Origin of the sequence: Parapedobacter sp. (genome assembly GCF_035556095.1) — a bacterium.
GTDB lineage: Bacteria > Bacteroidota > Bacteroidia > Sphingobacteriales > Sphingobacteriaceae > Parapedobacter.
Genome location: NZ_DATMFT010000004.1, coordinates 56120 through 79108 on the forward strand (window position 1 = coordinate 56120; position 22989 = coordinate 79108).

The 22989-nt window shown below is 51.5% G+C and carries 14 protein-coding genes; 4 read left to right on the forward strand and 10 right to left on the reverse strand.

Annotation, left to right across the window (positions count from 1 at the left end; translation table 11 throughout):
- Positions 1-59 precede the first annotated feature (59 nt).
- From pnp to rhaT, 10 genes are all read right to left on the reverse strand, one after another.
- The gene (gene pnp, locus VNQ80_RS01180) at positions 60-2198 is read right to left on the reverse strand and encodes a polyribonucleotide nucleotidyltransferase (protein WP_325635537.1); all 2139 of its coding nucleotides are present in this window, start codon (positions 2196-2198) and stop codon (positions 60-62) included.
- A gap of 173 nt (positions 2199-2371) precedes the next feature.
- Positions 2372-4090, reverse strand: coding sequence for an IlvD/Edd family dehydratase (locus tag VNQ80_RS01185; RefSeq protein WP_325635538.1), 1719 nt, complete (start codon positions 4088-4090; stop codon positions 2372-2374).
- An 11-nt stretch (positions 4091-4101) separates the two neighbouring features.
- A complete protein-coding gene (locus VNQ80_RS01190) occupies positions 4102-5889 on the reverse strand; it encodes a hypothetical protein (RefSeq protein WP_325635539.1) in 1788 nt (595 codons plus the stop codon).
- A 130-nt stretch (positions 5890-6019) separates the two neighbouring features.
- Positions 6020-9286 (reverse strand): PVC-type heme-binding CxxCH protein, encoded by a 3267-nt coding sequence (locus tag VNQ80_RS01195; RefSeq protein ID WP_325635541.1) that lies wholly within the window; start codon positions 9284-9286, stop codon positions 6020-6022.
- A 182-nt stretch (positions 9287-9468) separates the two neighbouring features.
- Positions 9469-11619 carry a phosphocholine-specific phospholipase C gene (locus VNQ80_RS01200; RefSeq protein WP_325635543.1) on the reverse strand — a complete coding sequence of 717 codons (2151 nt, stop codon included), beginning with the start codon at positions 11617-11619 and terminating at the stop codon, positions 9469-9471.
- A 79-nt stretch (positions 11620-11698) separates the two neighbouring features.
- Complete coding sequence (locus VNQ80_RS01205) at positions 11699-12856, reverse strand: alpha-hydroxy acid oxidase (RefSeq protein ID WP_325635547.1); 1158 nt, start codon at positions 12854-12856, stop codon at positions 11699-11701.
- A gap of 114 nt (positions 12857-12970) precedes the next feature.
- Entirely contained in the window at positions 12971-14341 is a 1371-nt protein-coding gene (locus tag VNQ80_RS01210) for an FGGY-family carbohydrate kinase (protein ID WP_325635549.1), read from the reverse strand.
- On the reverse strand, positions 14342-15616 hold the full coding sequence (locus VNQ80_RS01215) for a TIM barrel protein (protein ID WP_325635551.1): 1275 nt from the start codon (positions 15614-15616) through the stop codon (positions 14342-14344).
- 85 nt (positions 15617-15701) lie between these two features.
- Positions 15702-17828, reverse strand: a complete 2127-nt coding sequence (locus VNQ80_RS01220; RefSeq protein ID WP_325635553.1) for a bifunctional aldolase/short-chain dehydrogenase — start codon at positions 17826-17828, stop codon at positions 15702-15704.
- A 111-nt stretch (positions 17829-17939) separates the two neighbouring features.
- Positions 17940-19022 carry an L-rhamnose/proton symporter RhaT gene (gene rhaT, locus VNQ80_RS01225; RefSeq protein WP_325635555.1) on the reverse strand — a complete coding sequence of 361 codons (1083 nt, stop codon included), beginning with the start codon at positions 19020-19022 and terminating at the stop codon, positions 17940-17942.
- Positions 19023-19210: 188 nt separating this feature from the next.
- Here rhaT and VNQ80_RS01230 point away from each other — a divergent pair, with 188 nt between their 5' ends.
- From VNQ80_RS01230 to ilvE, 4 genes are all read left to right on the forward strand, one after another.
- Positions 19211-19816: a hypothetical protein gene (locus VNQ80_RS01230; RefSeq protein WP_325635557.1), complete on the forward strand. Its 606-nt coding sequence runs from the start codon at positions 19211-19213 to the stop codon at positions 19814-19816.
- 131 nt (positions 19817-19947) lie between these two features.
- A complete protein-coding gene (gene atpD, locus VNQ80_RS01235) occupies positions 19948-21450 on the forward strand; it encodes a F0F1 ATP synthase subunit beta (RefSeq protein WP_325635559.1) in 1503 nt (500 codons plus the stop codon).
- Positions 21451-21699: an ATP synthase F1 subunit epsilon gene (gene atpC / locus VNQ80_RS01240; RefSeq protein WP_325635561.1), complete on the forward strand. Its 249-nt coding sequence runs from the start codon at positions 21451-21453 to the stop codon at positions 21697-21699.
- Positions 21700-22097: 398 nt separating this feature from the next.
- Complete coding sequence (gene ilvE, locus VNQ80_RS01245) at positions 22098-22988, forward strand: branched-chain-amino-acid transaminase (protein WP_325635563.1); 891 nt, start codon at positions 22098-22100, stop codon at positions 22986-22988.
- Position 22989 lies beyond the last annotated feature (1 nt).

Here is a 22989-nt window from a genome sequence, read left to right on the forward strand (position 1 = left end):
TCTTTTTCAAGTTACGTAAGAAGACGATCGACTTACGACTAAGACGATCGGCTATAAAATTAAGCTTCGTTTTTCTCCGGTCTCGGAATCAGTGCCTTGCGGGATAATTTCAGCTTACCTTGCTTATCGATATCCAACAATTTCACCTTCACGATGTCACCCACGTTGAAAATTCCATCCATGTTCTCAAACCGTTTCCAGTCGATTTCCGAAATATGGAGCAAACCATCTTTACCGGGGATGATTTCGATGAATGCACCAAATGGCATGATCGATTTCACCTTGCCTTCATAGACTTCTCCTACTTCGGGTTTGGCAGCAATGGCCTTGATGCGCCGCACGGCCTCGTCTATAGAGGCTTTGTCGTCCGCAAACACCTGTACCACCCCTTTATTGTCGACTTCGTCAATGGCGATGGTAGCACCGGTCTCGCGCTGCATTTCCTGAATAATTTTACCACCTGGCCCAATCACGGCTCCGATAAATTCCTTATCGATTGAGAAGCTGATGATGCGTGGCGCATGCGGCTTGTAGTCAGCCCGGGGCTCCGCAAGCGTCTTCTTCATTTCGTTGAGGATGTGGAGACGTGCTTCTTTCGCCTGTTCCAACGCCTGCGTCAACACTTCCCACTTCAGGCCGTTGATTTTCAAGTCCATCTGGCAACCTACGATACCTTTTTCGGTACCGGTCACTTTAAAGTCCATATCGCCCAAGTGATCCTCATCGCCTAAGATATCGCTCAATATTGCATATTTACCACTTTTCTCATCGGTAATCAAGCCCATCGCAATACCCGATACGGGTGCTTTGATTTTTATGCCGGCATCCATGAGCGCCAATGCACCTGCACAGACGGTAGCCATGGACGACGAGCCATTCGACTCGAGGATATCAGATACCACCCGGATGGTATAGGGATTATCGTCGCCCGCGGGAAGTACCTGCTTTAAGGAGCGCAGGGCCAAGTTGCCGTGGCCTACCTCGCGGCGGCCAGGCCCCCGGTTTGGACGTACTTCGCCTACGGAAAATGCAGGGAAATTATAATGCAAAAGGAATTTATTGTAACCATGAATAAACGCGCCATCAATCATTTGCTCGTCATCCTTCGCGCCTAATGTCACCGACGTGAGGGACTGGGTTTCCCCACGGGTAAACACAGCAGATCCGTGAGCAGCGGGTAAGTAATCCACTTCGCTCCATATCGGCCGCACGGTACGGACATCCCGACCATCAAGCCGCATACCTTCATTCAGAACCAAGTTACGTATCGCGTCGTATTGCACGTCGTGGTAATATTTTTTCACCAAGAACGCGGTATCCTCATCAAGCTCCTCTTCACCAAAAGTTGCCTCTACGAATGCCTTACCGATTTGCTTAAACTGTTCGCTACGCTCGTGCTTGGCAGAAGCAGATTTTGCCACGGCATACACGTCGTCATACGTAGCCGCAAAAATCTGGTCACGTAGTTCGGGATTGCTCGGCTCGTGGCTATATTCCCGCTTGGTGGTTTTACCGACCAATTGTGCTAATTCCACCTGTGCTTGCACCTGTTTTTTAATGACCTGATGGGCAAATTCAATCGCCTCTACCATCTCAGCTTCCGAAATTTCCTTGGCTTCGCCCTCTACCATGACGATGTCATTGGCAGACCCTGCTACAATAAATTCGAGCGTCGCGTTTTCAAGTTCGCTCAGCAACGGGTTGATGACCAGCTGCCCGTCGATCTTGGCCACTCGAACCTCCGATATCGGCCCGTTGAATGGGATATCGGAAACCGCTATGGCTGCCGATGCCGCCAATCCGGCCAATGCGTCGGGCATGATGTCTTTATCGGCCGATATCAACGATATCATGACCTGCGTGTCCGCATGGTAATCTTCAGGGAACAGCGGGCGCAACGCACGGTCGACCAACCGGGAGATAAGAATCTCATAGTCCGAAAGCCGGGCCTCACGGCGCAGAAAGCCACCGGGGATACGGCCCGTGGATGCATACTTTTCTTGGTAGTCTACCGAAAGCGGTAAAAAGTCCGCTCCGGGTTTGGGTTCCTGTGCGGAAACCACCGTGGCCAACAGCATGGTTTTTCCCTGCTTGACCACCACCGAGCCGTCTGCCTGTTTGGCCATCTTCCCGGTGGAAATCTCAATCTGGCGGCCTGCGCCGATATCGATCGTTGTTTTGACTTCGTTGTAACTCATTTGTTGTTTCGATTCGGTGTGCTATTCGTCTTTAGGCGGCACACCATGATTCTATAGACTTTTACTTGGGTGCAAAAGTAGAGAAACGGCACTGCATATGCAAGTTTTAATCTCCTTACACAGCGACGTTTATCGAATAGCGCATAGGTCTGCCCGGTAATGTACCGTGGTAATCAATGCGAATCGCGCGACACTTCACTGCCCGATCCACCTTTCAGGAAATCGAAGTCGGCCCCTAGATGTGCCTGCTCCACGTGGTCCACATACAGCTTGGCATAGCCACGTGGAAATGGGCTAGCCACTGCTTGCATACGCTCCCGCCGCCGGGCAAGTTCATCATCTTCAACCAGCAGGTCCAACCGGCGGGCAGCCACGTCCAGCCGGATCAGGTCGCCGTCTGCCACCAATGCCAACGTACCGCCAGCTGCCGCCTCCGGCGACACATGCAATACCACGGTCCCGAAACCCGTGCCGCTCATCCGACCATCCGAAATGCGTACCATGTCGGTAACGCCCTTGGTCAACAGTTTCATGGGTATGCCCATGTTGCCCACCTCGGGCATACCCGGGTATCCCTTCGGGCCTACGTTCTTCAGTACCAGCACCGAAGTCTCGTCCACATCCAGCTCGGGATCGTCTATCTTCCGCTTATAATCCTCGATATCCTCGAACACAACAGCACGGCCCGTATGCTGCATCAGCTCCGGCGATGCCGCCGACGGTTTCAGTACGGCCCCGTCCTCACACAGGTTTCCCCGGAGCACTACCATGCCTGATATCGGATTGATCGGCTCATCGACCGTCGAGATAACCGTAGTATCCAAACTCTCGCAGCCCGTGATATTTTCGCCTATTGTCTTTCCGTTCACCGTGAGTGCGTCGGTGTGGAGGTGGCGTTCGATCGCATGCATTACGGCCGGCAGTCCTCCGGCGTAATACAGGTCTTCCATGAAATACTGCCCCGAGGGTTGCAGGTTGGCCACCAGCGGCACACCCCGTGAGAACTTATCGAAGTCCTCCAGTTCAAGTTCCACCCCCATCCGTCCAGCAATGGCCATCAGGTGGATGGCGAAGTTCGTGGAACCGCCAATCGCCGCATTCACCCGGATGGCGTTCTCAAACGCCGGGCGGGTGAGTATATCCGATAGTTTCATCTCTTCCCAGACCATTTCCACGATACGGCGACCCGAAAGCTGCGCCAGTACCTTGCGGTTCGCGTCTGCGGCCGGTATCGCGGCGTTGCCAGGCAGCGTGATGCCTAATGCCTCCACCATGCTGGCCATGGAGGAAGCCGTACCCATCACCGCGCAATGCCCTCGGCTCCGGCACATCCCACCCTCGGCGAGGTTCAATTCTTCTTCGGTCATGATTCCTTTACGAGCATCTTCCGAAAACCGCCACACGTCGCTCGTACCGATGCTTTTGCCGCGGTATTTGCCGGTCAACATGGGGCCGCCCGAAACCACCATCGTCGGTAGGTCCACACTACACGCGCCCATCACCAGCGACGGCGTGGTCTTATCACAGCCGCACAACAGGATAACTCCGTCTATCGGGTTCGCCCGGATGGATTCCTCCACGTCCATGCTGGCCAGGTTGCGAAACAGCATCGCCGTGGGCTTCATCAGTGTTTCGCCCAGCGACATCACCGGAAACTCCACCGGGAAACCGCCCGCCTCCAGCACGCCACGCTTTACCGACTCAGCCAGTTCGCGAAAATGCGAATTGCAGGGGGTCAACTCTGACCACGTATTGCAGATGCCAATCACCGGCTTACCACGAAACGAGTCTGATGGTATCCCCTGGTTCTTCATCCATGCACGGTAGATAAAACCGTCCTTGCCCGAACGGCCAAACCAATCCGAACTCCTTAGCTTTTTTTTATCTTCCATCTGTTGTCAATTTAGTCGTTACTATTCGAAGTCAAATAGTAGTTAAATCGTCCTAAAGGTGCCACGTCTCCGTATTGATAAAAATCCATAATATCGCCACTTTGCGGCAAGTTATCTGTCCATTTGAATTCAATGTCGACCGTGTCAGTTATCCCTAACGCTTTCCGGTCAATCCGCAGTTCAAGGCGGTTATCGGAAACAGCAAACTCCACTGCCCCCGCCCGCTTCCATTTCCATCCTCCGCGGTTTCGTTCGAGTACAGCCTTACCCTTGCGGGGTGATACACGGTTAACGATAAAATCATAGCCTTCCCAGCCGGTATTTTTATCGCGGTCGATGTCAATCAACAAGTTCATCCAAGCAGGTTCGCTGGCGTCCGTAAGCGGTGCCGCAGTTTCCACAAGGAAATAGACGTAGTCGTCGTCAAATGTAGCTTTTGTTTTTATGATATCGTTTCGGCCGGTTGTATTTTCGTAACGGAGGTTGCCCCAGCCCTGCTCCCTACGGTGCTTCGTATTCCCGGAATAAGCATCAAATTGCAACGTTACGGCATTCCAATCCTCGGCATCACCGTCAATCCGGATACCCGTATGTTTCTCCGCATAGCGGATCGGATCAGCGCCTTTAAATCGGCGCACATTGGTAATCAGTTGGTAATAATAAGCATCGCCGTGACCACCTTTCATCGGTTCGATATCCCGGCTGTGCTCCTGATCAAACAGATCTGGGAATGCATTATACGTACCGCCCCACTCTTTCTGCCTGCCTGCAACCCATTCGTTCCAGCCCGTTACAAAAACAAACTCCGGGTCAAGCTCGATCGCACGGTCCCATTGCTCTTGAAAGTTCAGCCCATATGCTATTTTACTGTCATCGGCAGTGTGCCCTCCATGGTGGGTGTAGCTACGTCCGAATGCCTTCGGAGCATTCATCGCACTTAATCCGTTTTCCTTGGTCCAGTTTTGGGCTACACCTACCGTCACCTGTTCGTAACTCCCCTTATCATTGGCTGTAAAGCCATGTTGTGGGTAAATTTCCAGCCAGCCCCAGTGATCATCGCGCTGTGGGCCTTTATCATAAACCGGCTGGGGCGGCCTGAATGTAAAAAACTGCCGGATCTCCCGATAGAGACGTTCCTTCTGCGGATCATCGGTTGGAGCCTCCAGGTGTTCGTAGTATGCCATAATCAATGGCTTCCCTTTCCATTGAAACCAAAGGTCGCGGTATAATCCATTACCATACAGGTTCTGGTATATCTTGGTAATTGCTGCCAAACTCCCCTCATGGGCGGCAAAGCCCAGCATAAAAGCAATCTGAGGCGTATTCACACCATCTTTCCGGGCTTCCGCAAACACCTCACACAACGCCATATAAGATTCTTCCCATGTGTAAGAACCATTTGTACAATCAAACACAACGACATCCACACCGGCGTCGGCAAGCATTTCGGCATGGCGCCGTAGTACCCAGCGGTCGGTACTCCGATAGTACCCGAATAACGGCTCACCCCAATGGTAGTATGAGGCGTCTTCAGGCCACGCTGGATGATCGTAATCATCGAACATGCCATTATTTAATTTTTGCAATTCCGAAACGTTATAAGCGGGACTATCGGCGAAATGATTGTGCCACGTCCAATAGAACATGCCTACGAACTTATCGGCATGCAAATCGCCCACCTCATCATGCGTAGGTAATTTTCTACCAAGGGCGTCCGTGGCTGGCAGCGACTGTCCGGCCAATCCCAATGGGGCAATCACTAAACCCAATCCTAACCATTTCGGTATTCGAAATTTCATATCTTTTCTGCGTGTATATTCAAGGGTTTCTACAATGCTAATCAATAGATTTGATTCGCGCAAACCGCCAACAATTAAATTTTATTTTTACCATTAAACGCTAGTTGTCGTATACGATGATAGCAACACGTCAATTAACCGTAAGCACACCCTGCATAACCCGCCAGTGGCCGGGAAAGGTGCAAATGAACGGATAATCACCCTTGGCGTCTGGCGCCACAAAATCCAGCTGGTAGGTCTCGCCAGCGTTGACCAACGGGGTGGCAAACAGCACTTCGGGCATGTCGGGGATAAACTGCCTTTCGTAACCGTCCGGCAGACTAGCCATGTCGTCGGCGGCCGTGCCCACCTTTTCAAGGCTTCCCGGCTTGGCCACAACGATGTTGTGAGGCATCTGGTCGCTATTATCAAACAGCAACGACACGGTTTTGCCAGCGGCAACGGTAAGCACGTCCTGGTCGAACGCCATTTTTCCGGGCAGGGCCTTGAGATGGAGCACCACCTCGCCCAGTTCCTTCCCTTCGGTCCCGCCGCCCGCACCGGCTTCGCCCGTGCCATCGGCCAGTGGCTCCAGGATATCCCGGTGGTTTTCGCGGAACCGCTCTACCGCAACGACGCCCGCCAGTTGCTCAAAATCGGCCGGCGAAAGCGGATCCACACCATACTTGCCATGACCGGGATCGTCCGTGATGAAGCCCGGTACCTGAAGTTCCTGCGCAGAAGCCAATGGACGGAGCAGGGCATACGCTTTTTCCGGGTCATCAGCCAGAAACTGCTTATCTTTCCTGAACATTTCCATCCACACGGGTTTGAGGTGCTTGAAGGACTCGCTCAGCGCATAGCCGAGGTAATCGTCCACAGGCAATTCGGTTGCTGCAAGCAATGCCCGTACGGTCTTTTCAGACTTAAAATGACTCAGTGCTGCGATCGCTTCCAACCGTACCCTGGGTGACGGGTCTTCAGACAGGGCAACGAGCCTGTCGTGGGAGTCCTTGACCCGGTCCGACCAATAGCGCAATACACGTGTGGCCGCAGCACGCACGTGGTGGTCTTTACTGGCCAGCAATTCGCCCAGAAGCTTTTCGTTGGGCTGGTTGAACTGCTGGTAGACCCAAAGGCCCTCCAGGCGGTGCTGCTCCACTTCCGGGTCTTCATTGTCCAGTCCGGCAACCCAATCCGACACGGCGGGGAGCACCTGGTCGGCTGCGAACTCGCGGAGTTGCCGTCTCGTGCGGTAACGCGTGCGGTCTTCCGCCGCTTTGAGCTGGTCGAGCAGTTCGGCGATGTCAAGGCGGCTCAGGTCGACCGGATTTAGCGTGGGTCTATCTTTGTGGGTAATCCTCCAGATCCGGCCACGCGTATGGTCGCGCTGCGGATCGCGGAAATTCTGTTCGCCATGCTGGATGATGGGATTGTACCAGTCGACAACATATAGTGCACCGTCCGGCCCAAACTGGAGGTCGACCGGTCGGAAATTGGGATCCTTGGACTGTAACAATGGAACCGTCTCATCGCCGACAACACCGCTGCCCGATTCGGACATCTTGTGCTGCCGGATACCCTGGAAGCCGATGAATGTGTTGAACAGCACATTGCCCTGTGCACTGTCCGGAAATGCACGGCTGGACACGATTTCCAGGCCGCAAGTCTTGGGTTTCGACGCCGAGGTGAGGAAATCCTTCATGCCCATGTGCTTCTTCGGATAGTCGATGGCCACCGTGAGCGGAGGAGCGAAGTAGTTCATCCCTGTGGATACATCGGCGATCAGGTGCGTGCCGTCGCGCATGAAAACGTTCCCCCAAGGGTTGGCATACGGGTAGGAGATGTATTCGTCGAATTTCATTGTCCGTGGCTCGTACCGCCAGGTGTTGCCGTAGGCTCCCCGGCGCGGCCCATAGGGCGTCTCTACCTGTGTGTGCAAGAATGTACCCATGTGCATATACAGCGCCCCATCGGGGCCCCATTCATAGGTATTCAGCGTATGGTGCGAGTCTTCTGTACCGAATCCCGAAAGCAGCGTTTGCCGCAGGTCGGCACGGCCGTCACCGTCGGTATCCTTGAGGAATACAAAGTCGGGAGCCTGGGTGAGGTACACTCCGCCATCCCCCAATTCAAAACCCAGGGGAAGGTACAGGCTGTCGGCAAACACCGTATGGGTGTCGGCTTTCCCATCACCGTCGGTGTCTTCCAGCACGAGAATCTTGTCGTTGGGTGGGTTGCCGGGGGTGTAGTTCGGATAGGATGGCATCGTGGCCACCCACAATCGCCCTTGGGCATCGAACGTGATCGATACGGGGTTGGCTAACGGAAAGTCTATCTCTGAGGCGAACAACTCGATCTGATACCCTTCTTGCAGCACGAACTGCGACTTGGCGACTTCCAGATCCCTGCGGGTAGTGGCCGGTGCAGCCGCCTGCGCTCCTTCTTCCCGCCCAAAGGCAACCACACGCTCCGCGGCCCGGCCGTCGACGGCGGCCCCGTCAAGTGCGCCGGCCCACACCAGGCTGTCCAAGCGCACCACCATGCCGTCAATCTCCTGCAATTCGGCGGAAAGGGCTTGTCCCCCCGCCCACTCGCGCCGGCGGCCGTAGATGTACTCGCCGTTCTGCGCCTTGTGCCGGTAGAAGAAATGCTGGTTTTTTGTAGCAACGAGTTCTTTTAAGCTTGCCGCATGACCACCCTCGGGCCAAGCGGCCACCGGCAGGTCCAGTGTCCGGGCAATGAGCTCGCTGGCGATGCGGTATCCTCGGTCCGTAAGGTGGATGCCATTGCCCGTCAACGGTTCGTCTCCGGCATCCATCAGTTCCTTGGTTGGCGCATAAAGGTCGATGAACGGGATATCCAGCGACCGGGCCACCTCCCGCATACCGCGGGTGTAGGCCTTCAGTTCCTTGTTGTGTTCGGTGGGGTCGGGAAGGAAGCCACCAAGCTTCTCGTGCGCAATCGGCGATACAAGGATAATCTGTGGGGGTGTCTTGCCGTCATGGCTGTGGGCCCGCAGGCCCGAAAGGAATACCTGCAGGTCTTCCTTGAATGCTGCCAGGCTGTCCCGCCCCTTGAATGACTCGTTCATGCCGAAGCAGGCGATAATCACATCAGCCTGCTGCTGATGGAGGTGTTCGTGGAGCGTACCGAAATTGAGTGGGCGCGGGCGCAGGTTCACCTCGTCGGCGCTCCACCCCAGGTTTCTCACGCGCAGGCGGTGTTCCGGAAAACTAAGGTGCAGCAGCGTCTCGAAATAGTTGCTCCGCTGCAACCCCTCGGCAAACGAATTACCGATGACCACGATGTTGCTTTCGGGAATGGGCTTAAATGGCCAGACCTCGGTCTCCTGCCGACAGGATAAAACAGTGGTAATAACGGCTAATGCGAAGCCATAACATAAGATTCTGTTCATTGTCTTTACCGTATGATAGTAAGTGAATTCAAGTTTAATCGGTCAATCCGAGCATACGCCGCTGTGACCATACAATCGATTCCAAAGAAAGTAAAACGGATGGAGACTGGCGTCCTGTGCTTACCTGATGCGAGCGGAATCGAGGCAATGACACCTACGGCGTTGAGTCGTCAAGAAGTCGTTTACAGTGTAGCTGCCATTGCGGGATCACTAACACCATGCATCCCGGTTTCGACCCTTCCGGCAAAACGACACGAAAATCCATCGGCAGTTTGAACCGTAAAATCATACCAGTTAGCACTTTTTTTCAAGGATATATTTTTTTTCAGTACTCGTCCGGCGGTGACCGTTAGCATCTCAGATGCGGGATATCCGTAGGCATTACTTACAAGTGCGACAGCGAGCGACGTTCCCGATTGATGTCGTAAACGTATTGAAATACCTCCCTTACGCTCGTCGTAATCCAATGCTACGTCCGGTTCAACGGCATTGATATTGCCGGCAAATTTGCGGAAGTAACCGTTAGGTCCGTACACTTCAAGATCATATGCACCGCCAGTTTCGCCTAGGTCCCACTCGTCCGTCAGGGACTTAGTAGCCTCTACAGTGTATCGGCGGGGTATTTGATCAAGTCGGTTCATATCATATACATGATAGACGCCCCCCTTGGAACCCTTATTTTCAAAAACAAGTCGCACCTTGTCGTCTTCACGCAGGTAATTAAGCGTGCAATGCAAGGTATAAGGAAGCGCGCGGGATAGCCGGGTTCCTTTTTCTTGATAGAGCTGTGACGGCTTTTGCGGAGCCGCGGCTCTGGGCAATGCCTTTGAAGCCGCATCAATAGCCTCAAAACCGGACGTGTCCGGCAAATTGGGAAACTTAGGATCATTGGGCGTGACAAAGTCAAATGCCGACGTCAGATCACTGCTTACCGCGCGATGCCACGGTGAGATGGCCGGCACCGTTACACCGAACCGCTTTTCAATAAACTGTGCCACCGAGGTATGGTCAGCAACGGCGGAGTCTACCCATCCCCCTTTGCTCCAGGGCGACAGGATGTACATGGGCACCCGGGGGCCCATACCCCAGGGCCGTAGGTTGCCTGAAATGGTATCCCTTTTGTCGATATAAACGCGGGCTGTCTCCATATCCGCGAGATTATCTTTATCATTATGGAAATACATGCCAGCCAAATCGATGGTAGACTTGCCGGCAAGGGTATTATCGAGGTTGTAAGATGGTACAGCAGGTGCCGGTAGGTGGTCAAAGAGACCATCGTTTTCGTCAAATGTCAGAAAGAAAACGGTCTTACTCCATACTTCAGGATTGGCCGTGATTGCCGAAAGCACGTCGTGCGTAAAATCCGCTGCTCGATAAGGGCTAGACGGCGCTCCGGGGTGTTCCGAATTGCTTTGAGAGGGCAATACCCAACTCACTTGCGGCAATGTGCCGTTTTTCACATCATTGGTGAGGTCTTCTATCGACCAATGGCGCATCCCATTTTCATAGATCGGCGATCCCGGTTTGGCATTACGGAAGCTCTCAAACGCTAAGCAGCCGTGCATCGCCCCTGTCCAATTGTCATTCGGGTCCTGATAAATACGCCAGCTTATGCCTGCCTCTTGCAATACATCTGGGATGGTGGGCCAAGTGAAGGCATTCCCTTGGTAGGTGTACCCCGGTTCGGGCATTTGGCCTTTGATCCAACAACGCAGATTGACCGGTTCGGAATCGGCGTCGGTACAGTTAATACCAGCCGCCCGCTTTTCGGGATCACATACCGAACCGGACCAAAACACAATCCGATTGGGATCTGTACCGGTCGCTATAGAACAGTAATAGGCATCACAGATGGTGAAATACTCGGCCATCGCATACTGGAACGGGATTTCTTCGCGTGTATAGTAAGCCATGGAAAACGGCGTCTTAAATAACGGCCAAAATCCGTATTTGCCCTGGTTCCAGGCAGCCTGTGTATCCGGGAAATTGTGTGGGGTCCCATTAATCAGCGCGGCATTTGAGGTGTTTCGGTTTGCCCGGTACGGGGGCACGATTTGTTCGCCATCCGATTGATGGAACGCCCGCTGACCACTGGCGAGCGGTATGGGAAAGCGGTCACCGAAGCCACGCACGCCACGCATGGCACCGAAATAATGATCGAAAGACCGATTCTCTTGCATCAAGATGACAATGTGCTCCACATCGTTAATGGACCGGGTTGCATTATGCGCTTCTACGGCTAAGGCACGCTGTAACAGCGGCTCCCACAATGCAGCAGAAAGTCCGGCTGTAGCCGATAGTTTGATGAAATCTCTCCGATGTAATTTCCCCATTGTACCTCTTTGTTTACGAAACGGATAACGCCAACGTCGTTTTTCGTCTGCTGCTACCAAAAATGGTAAAAATCAGGGACTATTTGGCCAACGTCCCCGGAAAATCACTTAACTTTTCGCAGCACACCTGCTCCATGACCTGTTTCAACTGGGCTTTGAGCAACGCAATGGTATGATCGCCACCACGCTTACCCAACGCGGAAACGCCATACATAAACGGTCTTCCCATAAATGTGAAATCGGCTCCGCAAGCTAACGAACGGCCAATATCCGGCCCAGAACGCAAGCCGCTATCTATCATTATCTTTATCTGGTCACCATATTTCTCAACCAGTGCACCCAAGGGTTTGATGGTCGATTCGCCCGCATCGATTTGCCTACCGCCATGATTAGATACAATCACACCATCTGCCCCAAGTCCGATACTCGCTTCCATGTCTTCATCACATACAACCCCTTTGATGACCAGTTTGCCCTTCCACAAATCGCGGATGGCTTTAACCTTGTCAACATCAACCCGGCCGGTAAACGTCGCATTCATAAACTTACCCAGCTGACTCAAGTTGAGGCTCTTATCCATATAGGGCTTCAACGTGGCAAATTCGGGAATTCCCACACGTAAGGTTTCAAACGCCCAAGTGGGCCGTATCGCCGCTTGCAGAAAATTATTGATCGTCATTTTTGGCGGCATGGAAAGACCTGCCTTGATTTCACGGTAACGCAATCCGAACGACGGCACATCGACCAACACAACCAACACAGGACATTGCACGGCTTCGAGCCGGCGGAGGATGTCATCGCGTAACCGATTTTCCGTAGGGTGATACAATTGGAACCAAAACTGCGATTCCGACACTTCTGCAATACGTTCAATGCTGCTTGTAGACACCGTACTCAGAATATAGGGCACGTTGTGCTTCAGCGCGGCCTTGGCCAATATTTCCGGGGCATTAGGCCACATCAGGCCCTGCAGTCCGATGGGCGATATACCAAACGGAGCATCGTATACATGACCGAATAACTCCGTCTGCATGTCTACCCCATGGTGCTTTTTGAGGTATCGGGGGATGAGCTGGATATCGCGGAAATCCGCCTCATTGCGCCAAAGATTCAGCTCGTCATTACACCCTCCTTCGAGGTAATCGAATGCAAATTTGGGAATACGCCGTTTTGCTCTTCTTTTTAGATCTTGCACCGACGGGTATTGGGGGTTGTATTTAAATAGCTCAGGATTCATTGCTGTTCTTTGTTTTCATTCGAAAATAATTTTGTTTTTTGTAGCCTCATGGAAGCTGCATTTTCATCAAGCACATTTACGCCCAGCAGTGATGAAGCTCACAAACGCCGAGTGCTAGGTTTCGTTCGAGTGCGCGTAGAAACGCAGCTCGATCAAGTCGTTCGGCAATGGCTGCGTATTCCAAGCGGAGTGAATCGCCAATGCGGCGCCAACTGCCGTGGCTTGCGCCATGGAAGCGGCAAAAACCTCCATTTCCGGAAAAGCGTTAGCCAACAAATTCATGAAGATTGCATTCTTGCTGAACCCGCCATCCACAAAAATACGTTTTACGTCGGAACCCTTTATTGCCAGTCCAGTCGAAATCACCTGTAAATCAATCAAGTCCATCATCAATCGATGATAGGCTTCCTCATACGAACCATAATCCGACAGGTTACGTTGGGCAAAGGCAGATACCTTGCTCCCGATCGGCACTGGGCCAGCCGTTTCCTTACGCAACTTAGCCACGATACGGGGATTATATGCCATGTTACGGTAGCGGCTGGTAGGCTGGCCAAAGTATTCGGCAATCCGTTTCACCTGCTGTTCATGCTCATAACCGGCAAAGAGGCGAGAAGCTTTCACCGGGGTACCCTGGTAATGCATGTAACAAAGGCAGTCAGCCTCCAATTCCGCCTTGGTAAGCGGTGTATGGTTAAACGGATTGAGGCTGATGCACCAGGTTCCCGTCGATATCAACACAAACGGCTCGTGGAAACTCACTAGGTAAGGAATGAGGGCGGCCGAACTGTCGTGCAGCCCTACTCCAACGCCGTACCCATTGCCCGGAAACGAGGCCGGAAAGATGTCATCGCCCGCTACGATGGGTGCGAGCTTTTCATCGAGTTCTTCGCTGCGTACCCATTCGTGGTAATCGTTTTTGCTGAAATCCCACAGCTGGGTGTGGCAACCGATGCTTGTCATGTCGGAATACATACGGCCAGACACCAAGAAACTCAGGTATTGCGGCAGATGCAAGGCGTAGCGTATCCGCTCGTAAAGCGCCGGCTTCTCATATTTGATCCGATAAAGCTGCATACCCGAGTTGAGGCTACCCAATACGGGCGAGGCCGTTGAATAGGCCACTTTTTCCTCCCCACCGTACGTTTCGTAAAAGTGCCGCTGCAATTGCTCCGGATAAGGCTTCAGGTAATTGTAAAGTGGCGCAAGCGGCTTCCCGTTTTCATCCACATACACCAAGCTGGCTCCGTATGCCGCAAAATTAATGGCCCGCACGTCAAACTCCGGCCTCCGGAATACCTCGTGCAGGGAATCGAACACCGATAACCGCAAGCTTTCCAGATTTTCACAGGGGTCGCCATCTTCGTCTTCCGTCTCGGTGAACCGAGCTGACCGTTCGAACACAATTTTATAGCGCTCATCGAACAGAAAGAGCTTTTTGTTGGTTTTGCCAACGTCGAATATCGCTATGACTTGTTTCTTCATCTACAACCCCGTAGCTACCGTCTTTGCCCCTCTTTCTTTGATCAAGCCAGCCCGCACATCCAATTCCCTATAAAGTTCAATCGGGTTCAACGCTGCGCCAGCCCGCAGGCGTGCTTCGGCAACCAGCGGCCGCACATCGGTACGAAATGCCTGCTGCAGCACTTCCTGAGCGCGAGCTACGTCGTTTACTGCCTGCGCTTCGCGGAGTGCATCGCGATCGATAAGCAACGCCTGTGCGTAAGCAATCAAAATCGCCTCAACCGACTGGATCAAATCTTCCAAGGGATCCTTCAGGTTATGTGAAGCATCAATCATCCATCCCAAATCTTTCGCATGGTTCATCCCGCGTGCATCCATACCCTCCACCAGCTCGCTGAAGATCAAGAACAGTTGGTAGGGTTTGATACTACCGGTAGTAAGGTCGTCATCGCCATATTTAGAGTCATTGAAGTGGAAACCGCCTAGCTTACCTTCCATGAGTAGCAGGGAGACAATCTGCTCGATATTGGCGTTCGGCAGGTGGTGACCCAAATCGACCAGTGTATAGGCCTTGTCGCCCAGTTTACTGGCATAAAGCAACGACTGTCCCCAATCGCCCACCGTTGTCGAATAGAAGTTGGGCTCAAATGCTTTATACTCCACAAATATCTTCCAGTCGGCAGGCAACGCCGCGTATATCTCCTGCAAGCTTTCGAGGGTATTTTGAAAGGCCTGGCGGAAGTTTAGTTGACCAGGAAAACTTGAACCGTCGGCCAGCCATACCGTCAATGACTTAGACCCCAGCTCCACGCCATGCTTGATAACCTCGATATTATGATCGACTGCTTGCTTGCGCACCGCGCGGTCTACGTGCTGCATGGAGCCAAATTTGTAACTTTGCGCTTGGCCAGGTTGATCCTGGAAGGTGTTGGAATTCATGGCATCAAATGCCAATCCATGCTGATCGGCGAGGGTACGAATAGCCTCATAATCTTTTGGGATATCCCAGGGGATATGCAATGAAATGGCGCCGCTCGACTTATTGAGGGCATGCAACAGCCCAATATCTGCAATTTTTTCTTCCAGGTTACGGGGTTCGCCCCCGCCAGAGAAACGACCGAAACGCGTACCGCCCGTACCTAATGCCCAACTGGGAATGGCTACCTGGAAATCGACCAGTTTGTTTACAATATCCGCCGCATTAGGCAGTTCTTCCGCCAACCGCTCAAATCGGCGTTGTTGCGTCGTTGCCAATCGGCGGTTATGCTCCGCTATTTTATTTTTATCGATACTCATAATGGATTCTTAACAAAGATAAGCAGAATTGCCAACCGATTGCCCAAGGGTCAATTGAGTTGACAATACTGCAAAAAAAAGATAATTAACGTACAAATGCCATGGCTACACCTCCGTCCACATTCAACACATTGCCGGTCGACTTATTCAATAAGCCCCCCGTCAAAGCGAAACATGCGTTAGCGATATCATCCGGCAGAATGATCTCGTTGAGCAGCGTGCGCTTGGCGTAATATGCAGGCAACTCCGCCACGGTGATACCGTATGCTTTGGCACGGCCTTCCGCCCATCCGCCAGCCCAGATATTACTGTCACTGATTACCGCATCCGGGTTCACTACATTCACCCGGATATGATCTGCGCCGAGCTCGGCCGCATTCAACCGGCTTAGATGTAGCTGTGCTGCTTTGGCCGATCCATAGCCCGCGTTATTCGGGCCACTAACCAGCGCATTTTTACTGACAATATTGATGATATCTCCACCGATTGCCTGTTTTTTCAACACAGTCACTGCAGCTTGTGTAACCAAGAACTGGCCTTTAACCAGCACATCATATAACAAATCCCAATCTTTCTGGGTATGATCCTCAATCGATTTCGATATCGAAAGACCTGCGTTGTTCACCACAATGTCGATCCCACCGAATGCCAGTGCCGCGGCATCAAAGGCTTGTTGTATCTGGTCAGCATTGGTTACATCCAGCAATGCCGTAGCGTAGGCATCTTTACCGAATGCGCCTTGAAACTCCTTCCCAGCTTCCGCCAAGCGGTCTGCGTTGAGGTCGTTGAGTACAACCACTGCTCCCTCTTGTACAAACTTTCTTGCGATAGCTTTACCAATGCCACCGGCACTTCCGGTTACCAAAGCTATTTTCCCAGAGAGGGGCTTGGGTTTTGGCATACGCTGCAGCTTCGCTTCTTCCAACAGCCAGTATTCAATATCAAACGCTTCCTGCCGCGGTAGGGAGGTGTACTCCGATATCGCCTCGGCACCCTTCATCACGTTGATGGCATTGGTATAAAACTCGGCTGCTACACGCGCGGTCTGTTTATCTTTTGAAAACGAAAACATACCGATACCGGGATAAAGGATAATCACCGGGTTGGGGTCGCGCATAGCAGGGCTATTGGGACGTTTGCAGGTCTCGTAATAGTCTTTGTACATAGCCCGGTAGGCTTCAAATGCCGGTGCGAGCTGTGTTTTCAGTGCCGCAGCATCCGACAAATCAGCGTCGGGCGCCAAGTCAAGCACCAACGGGCTGATTTTCGTGCGTAAAAAGTGATCGGGGCAGCTGGTGCCTAACGGCGCCAAGCGGTCGAGGTCGTTGGAATTGATGAATTCCAGTACTCTCGAATCGTCGGTGAAGTGCCCCACCATGCTACGCTCGGATGAACAGAATCCACGAAGGATCGGTGCCAATGCAGCTGCCTGCTTTTTCCGGATGTCAACGTCGACATCCGCCACCTTGGCGCCACCGAATACCGGTCGCTTCTTGCCGTAATTGGCCTCCAGGTATTCGGCACAACGTTCAATGACCGTCAATGTATTTATGTAACTTTCATAGGCGGTATCGCCCCAGGTAAACAAGCCGTGCGATCCGAGCATGATACCCCGGATGCCCGGGTTCTCAGCCAAACATTGCCGCAGTTGCAGCCCTAAATCGAATCCCGGCCGTTGCCACTCGACCCAGCCGATTTCACCATTAAATAACTCTTGGGTGATGCGCTTGCCGTCTTTAGCAGCAGCTATAGCTATCGCTGCGTCCGGGTGTAGGTGGTCGATATGCTTAAATGGCAGGAAGCCATGCAGTGGCGTATCGATAGACGGCGCCTTTGACTCCAAATCATAAATACAATGGTTAAAAAGCCCCACCATCTCATCCTCGTGTTCGATTCCCCGGTATACATTTTCGAGGCTCCGTAGCCGGTCGACATACAATGCCGCAAGGCCACTACGTGTGAGCGTACCGATATCACCGCCCGAACCCTTTATCCACATCACCTCAGTTTCGGCGCCTGTGAGCGGGTCTTTGGCAATGGCTTTACAAGAGGTATTGCCCCCACCGTAATTTGTGAGACGCAAATCCGCGCCCAGTAAGTTGGACCGGTAGAGCAGAAGAGCCACCTCGTCTCCCTCCAGTTCTGCGGCCTTAGCGTGATCCCACAAATAACTTACATGCTTGAATGCATCTTTCTCAATGATATTTGACATCTTACTTATTGTTTTATTCGTTTGTTGTATTGTTTTCCGTGTGTTTGACCCAGTGTTGTTTCTTCAGTCCGCCCCTAGCGACTTATGACTTCCCGCTAGCGACTTATAACTTTAGGTATCCAGCGTCCTCGCAAAGCCCACCAATATGATGGAAAGGATAATGGTAGCGATACCACCTATAATAGTAGCATAAGTCTTCTTTCCCACGCCCTTCCATTCCTTTAAGATAACCCCCCAAGCGTTGGCAATCAGGATAATAAATGCCATGTGCAGTATCCACGAGCTTGCCCCGTTGCCCAAGCGGCTTTCGCCCATCCCGTAAAAGAAAAACTGGAGATACCACGTGGTTCCAGCCAATGCGCAGAACAGGATATTACGTGCGATCGGAGTTTTCGTATTTACGTAGTCACCGAATGTTTTGTTGCGTGCATTCAGGAACATGCACCACAGGAAATTGGTCGTAAGGCCGCCCCATAACACAACCACATAGGTAACATTATTCTGGAACAGAAACTCACCCTCACCCGGATTGGCCGCCTTCCATAGGTCGTTGGCTACGTTGGCCATTGGTTTGCCGGCTTCCAATCCGAAATTGAAACACGCGCTGAGTATACCAGACACGATACCGACAATCAGCCCAATGCCGAATTTAAAATCTTTGTTCCCACTGGCATCAGCGGCACCCGCAGCCAGTTCTCTTTCTTTCAGCACACCTGCTTTGCCGCATAAATAGATACCAACTATACAAACTGCCAAGCCTATTAATACGGTACGTCCGGAGTTCGTTGTGAAAAATAAATCGATGGTTTCTTTCCCCTCACTGCCGCTGAAATAAAAGTAAATAGATGGCACCAACGAACCGAATACCATGGTAAGACCCAGTATGATACTGCTGCCCAACGAAACACCGAGGTACCGTACGCCCAGCCCATAGGTGAGGCCACCAACACCCCAGAGTAAACCAAACAGGAACGAATAGCCTAGTGTGCTGCTGTCGGCCTGACGGATGATATCTGCAAAACCGGGAATGGTAATGTAGGCAGCCAATGGCGGAACGATAAGCCAGGAAAACAGTCCGCCCACAATCCAGAAGCTTTCCCACGCCCAGCCTTTCACCTTTTTATAAGGCACGTAAAAACTACCTGAGGCAAATCCGCCCACAAAATGAAAAAACACTCCTGCTAATGCTTGCATATCAATACGGTTAAATTTTCGGTCATTTAGCTATAAAAACAGCGCAAGATAGAAAACATGAAAACACGAACTGTTATGGGCTGTCATGTTTAATGTCGGCTGCTCAATTTTTTGCCCTTGGATTTCCATTTAGACAATAAAACCCGTAATATCGTGTTCTAAAATAGAAAATAATACAACAGACGAACATGAGAAATTTTACAATGCTTGCGATCCTGGTTGCTGTCTTTTCAATTGGCAACGTTTTTGGCCAAAGTACAACCACACGTGTGCCCCCCAAAGGCTCGCTCACCAGTGGTACCATCGATAGCCAATTCGTTTACCTTTATGCAATTTCACGGACAGAGAATGGCATCGAGTATGTTCGCCGACCTAACCTTGAGCAGATTCGGAAAAATGTGGCCGACACCATTCGTGCACTGACCCAGGAAATAGCCGGCTTAAAGGCAAAAGAAGGCAATCGACAGACTGCCGTGGAAGCAATGACCGATTCACTCACCCTCGTACAGGAAGAGCTCCAGACAGCCCAACGGGAGAAGGACAGTTTTTCCTTTATCGGTATTTCACTGAAAAAATCGACATATAGTTTGATTATGTGGGGAATTGTATTGCTGTTGGCTGCTACATTGGCCATCTTTATCTACCGATTCAACCAAAGCCATGTGGTGACCCGAGATACCAAGAAAGCGATTGCTGACCTCCAAGACGAATTTGACCAACACCGAAAAAAAGCGATGGAGAAAGAACAGAAACTGAAGCGCCAATTGCAAGACGAAATCAATAAACGGCTGTGATTGTACGAAGCCGAATAATTGTTTAATTTATATTTGCTTTTAATTCTTTAAAGCGTATTTTTGCAGACCAAAATTAAGGCGGTTAATTGGCCTTTATTAGATTGGTTTATAAAATTTTAGTTCCTGATAGTATGTCCAATATTGGAAAAATAGCCCAAATCATCGGCCCGGTGGTCGACGTCAGTTTCGCTGAAAATGCCAAGCTTCCGAAAATTTACGATGCGCTGGAAATCGAGAAAGAAAATGGTCAGCGTATTGTTCTAGAGGTCCAGCAGCACTTGGGCGAGGAGCGCGTGCGCACCATCGCGATGGATGCCACTGAAGGCCTTACACGCGGAATGAAAGTGGTCGACACAGGAGCCCCCATCAAAATGCCCATCGGTGACAGCATCAAAGGACGGGTATTCAACGTGGTAGGTGACGCTATTGACGGCATCCAGGAGCTTGATAAATCCGGTGGCCGTAGCATTCACAACGACCCACCCAAGTTCGAGGACCTTTCCACAGAATCCGAAGTACTCCTCACCGGGATCAAGGTAATCGACCTCTTAGAGCCTTATGCAAAGGGCGGCAAAATCGGCCTGTTCGGTGGCGCCGGTGTTGGTAAGACCGTATTGATTCAGGAATTGATTAATAATATCGCTAAAGCATATGCTGGCCTTTCCGTATTCGCAGGGGTTGGTGAACGTACCCGCGAGGGGAATGATCTGCTCCGTGAAATGCTAGAATCGGGCATCATCAAATATGGTGACGAGTTTTTGGAAGGTATGGAAAAGGGCGAATGGCCGTTGGAAAAAGTGAATACCGAAGAAATGAAGGATTCTAAAGCGACCTTCGTATTCGGACAAATGAACGAGCCCCCAGGAGCACGTGCCCGTGTAGCACTTTCGGGACTGACCATCGCCGAGTACTTCCGCGACGGTGACGGCGAAGGAGCAGGCCGTGACATCCTATTTTTTATCGACAATATTTTCCGGTTTACACAAGCAGGTTCCGAAGTGTCGGCACTATTGGGTCGGATGCCGTCAGCGGTTGGATACCAACCAACGTTGGCTACCGAAATGGGACTCATGCAGGAACGGATTACATCCACCAAACGTGGTTCAATCACGTCGGTACAAGCAGTATATGTACCAGCCGATGACTTGACGGACCCCGCACCGGCAACGACGTTTGCCCACTTGGATGCGACCACTGTACTTTCCCGTAAAATCGCTGAATTGGGTATCTACCCTGCCGTAGACCCGCTTGACTCGACCTCACGGATTTTGAGCCCGGCCATTTTGGGCGATGAGCACTACAACACAGCGCAACGTGTGAAGGAAATCCTTCAGCGCTATAAGGAGCTACAAGACATTATCGCCATTCTCGGTATGGATGAGTTGTCCGAAGAGGATAAGCTAACCGTGCATCGCGCCCGCCGCGTGCAGCGTTTCCTTTCGCAACCATTCCACGTAGCGGAACAATTTACCGGCCTCAAAGGCGTATTGGTAGACCTCAAAGAGACCATCAAAGGGTTTAACATGATCATCGATGGTGAGGTAGACGAATACCCGGAAGCTGCTTTTAACTTGGTAGGCACCATTGAAGACGCAATCGAAAAAGGTAAAAAACTGTTAGCGGAAGCTGTATAAATGAGACTCACTATCATTACCCCAGACCAACCGGTTTTTGAAGGCGACATTACATCGGTAACCGTTCCCGGTACCGCTGGCGCTTTTGAAGTCCTGGAAAACCACGCACCAATCGTATCAACACTGGAAAGCGGCAAGGTCGTCGTCCGTACCGGAAAAGGGGAAGACATTTTTGAGATTATCGGTGGCGTAGTGGAGGTGATCCACAACAACGTTACCGTGCTTGCCGAAGGGATAAAGGAACCGTAAAACAAGATACACGAAAACACGATAAGCCCCTCGGTAAATACAGTGCCAAGGGGCTTATTTTTTTTGCAACTTTTCCGACCGTCGGACCGATTTTAAGCAGAATTTATAGGCAAACCAACGAACGTCAAAAAAATGAACCGAATACCAAAATTGGATTTGGTATATATTCATCAAATTTTAACACGTGTATAACTGTTAATCATAGACAAATATTTTGAAATTACAATAATATCAGAATTATATTCTGTTTTAAAAAATAGGCGTTTTGCTATTGCCAATAATGAATAAAGGTTTTACCTTGATGAGGTCGAAAATCAACACCTATTCGGATGTTGATTTAAGAAAGACCCAAAGCGTTCAGACAGGCTCGGGTAACTGGTATAAGTTGGTTAGAAGTGATGAAGTACTTCGATAGAAATGCATGGATTTATTTGGACGGTCGGTTTGTCAAAGCCGATACCGCAGGAACAGATCTGTTTAGCCAGTCGGTACATTACGGATTGTCGGCCATCGAAGGAATCCGCGCATACAACACGCACAACGGCACACGACTATTCAGGGCCGAACAGCACTACGAGCGGCTCCGTCACTCCTGTGAGCAGGTTGGCATCGATTTCCGATGGGAAACCGATGTGTTGGTAGACAAGACTTATGAGCTGCTTGACAGAAATAACCTGCGGAGCGCATACATCCGCCCGCTGGTCACTACTGGACGCAACATGTACCTCACACCGGCAACAGATTCTAGTATCGTCATCACCGCTTGGGAGTGGGGACCCTTTTTAGGTGCAGGCCTTATCCGTACTACCTTGTCTCCTTACCGCCGGCCATCGCCGCATTCCCTGCCCATGGACGCAAAGGTTTCGGGCCAATACGTATCATCCATCGTGGCGACAACCGAGGCTACCAAACGGGGTTTTGACGAGGCGATTCTATTGGACCACGACGGATATGTTGCACAGGCTTCGAGCAACAACCTATTTATAGAAAAGGACGCCACGTTATATACACCGCCGGTGGGACATATCTTTCCGGGAATTACGAGACAAGCTGTCATCGAACTCGCAAATATATTTAACATCGGCGTGGTAGAGAAACAGTTGACGCCCGACGAACTGAAAGGGGCCGACAGTGCTTTCCTCACGGGTACGGCGACCGGCATTGTGGGAGTCGCGGCTGTAGACGGCACAACGTTCCCAGAAGCGTGGAGCGATACGATGGGCGCAACGGTACAACGTGCGTACAAGAATTTAACATTAGAAAAAGAAAACTACGAAGTGATCATATAAT

Bases quoted from the DNA above. Each gene is read 5' to 3' on its own strand.
- atpC (WP_325635561.1), top strand. From the start codon at position 21,451: ATGAGACTCACTATCATTACCCCAGACCAACCGGTTTTTGAAGGCGAC.
- VNQ80_RS01230 (WP_325635557.1), top strand. From the start codon at position 19,211: ATGAGAAATTTTACAATGCTTGCGATCCTGGTTGCTGTCTTTTCAATT.
- VNQ80_RS01195 (WP_325635541.1), bottom strand. From the start codon at position 9,286: ATGAACAGAATCTTATGTTATGGCTTCGCATTAGCCGTTATTACCACT.
- VNQ80_RS01210 (WP_325635549.1), bottom strand. From the start codon at position 14,341: ATGAAGAAACAAGTCATAGCGATATTCGACGTTGGCAAAACCAACAAA.
- pnp (WP_325635537.1), bottom strand. From the start codon at position 2,198: ATGAGTTACAACGAAGTCAAAACAACGATCGATATCGGCGCAGGCCGC.
- ilvE (WP_325635563.1), top strand. From the start codon at position 22,098: ATGAAGTACTTCGATAGAAATGCATGGATTTATTTGGACGGTCGGTTT.
- VNQ80_RS01205 (WP_325635547.1), bottom strand. From the start codon at position 12,856: ATGAATCCTGAGCTATTTAAATACAACCCCCAATACCCGTCGGTGCAA.
- VNQ80_RS01200 (WP_325635543.1), bottom strand. From the start codon at position 11,619: ATGGGGAAATTACATCGGAGAGATTTCATCAAACTATCGGCTACAGCC.
- VNQ80_RS01215 (WP_325635551.1), bottom strand. From the start codon at position 15,616: ATGAGTATCGATAAAAATAAAATAGCGGAGCATAACCGCCGATTGGCA.
- atpD (WP_325635559.1), top strand. From the start codon at position 19,948: ATGTCCAATATTGGAAAAATAGCCCAAATCATCGGCCCGGTGGTCGAC.
- VNQ80_RS01185 (WP_325635538.1), bottom strand. From the start codon at position 4,090: ATGGAAGATAAAAAAAAGCTAAGGAGTTCGGATTGGTTTGGCCGTTCG.
- VNQ80_RS01190 (WP_325635539.1), bottom strand. From the start codon at position 5,889: ATGAAATTTCGAATACCGAAATGGTTAGGATTGGGTTTAGTGATTGCC.
- VNQ80_RS01220 (WP_325635553.1), bottom strand. From the start codon at position 17,828: ATGTCAAATATCATTGAGAAAGATGCATTCAAGCATGTAAGTTATTTG.
- rhaT (WP_325635555.1), bottom strand. From the start codon at position 19,022: ATGCAAGCATTAGCAGGAGTGTTTTTTCATTTTGTGGGCGGATTTGCC.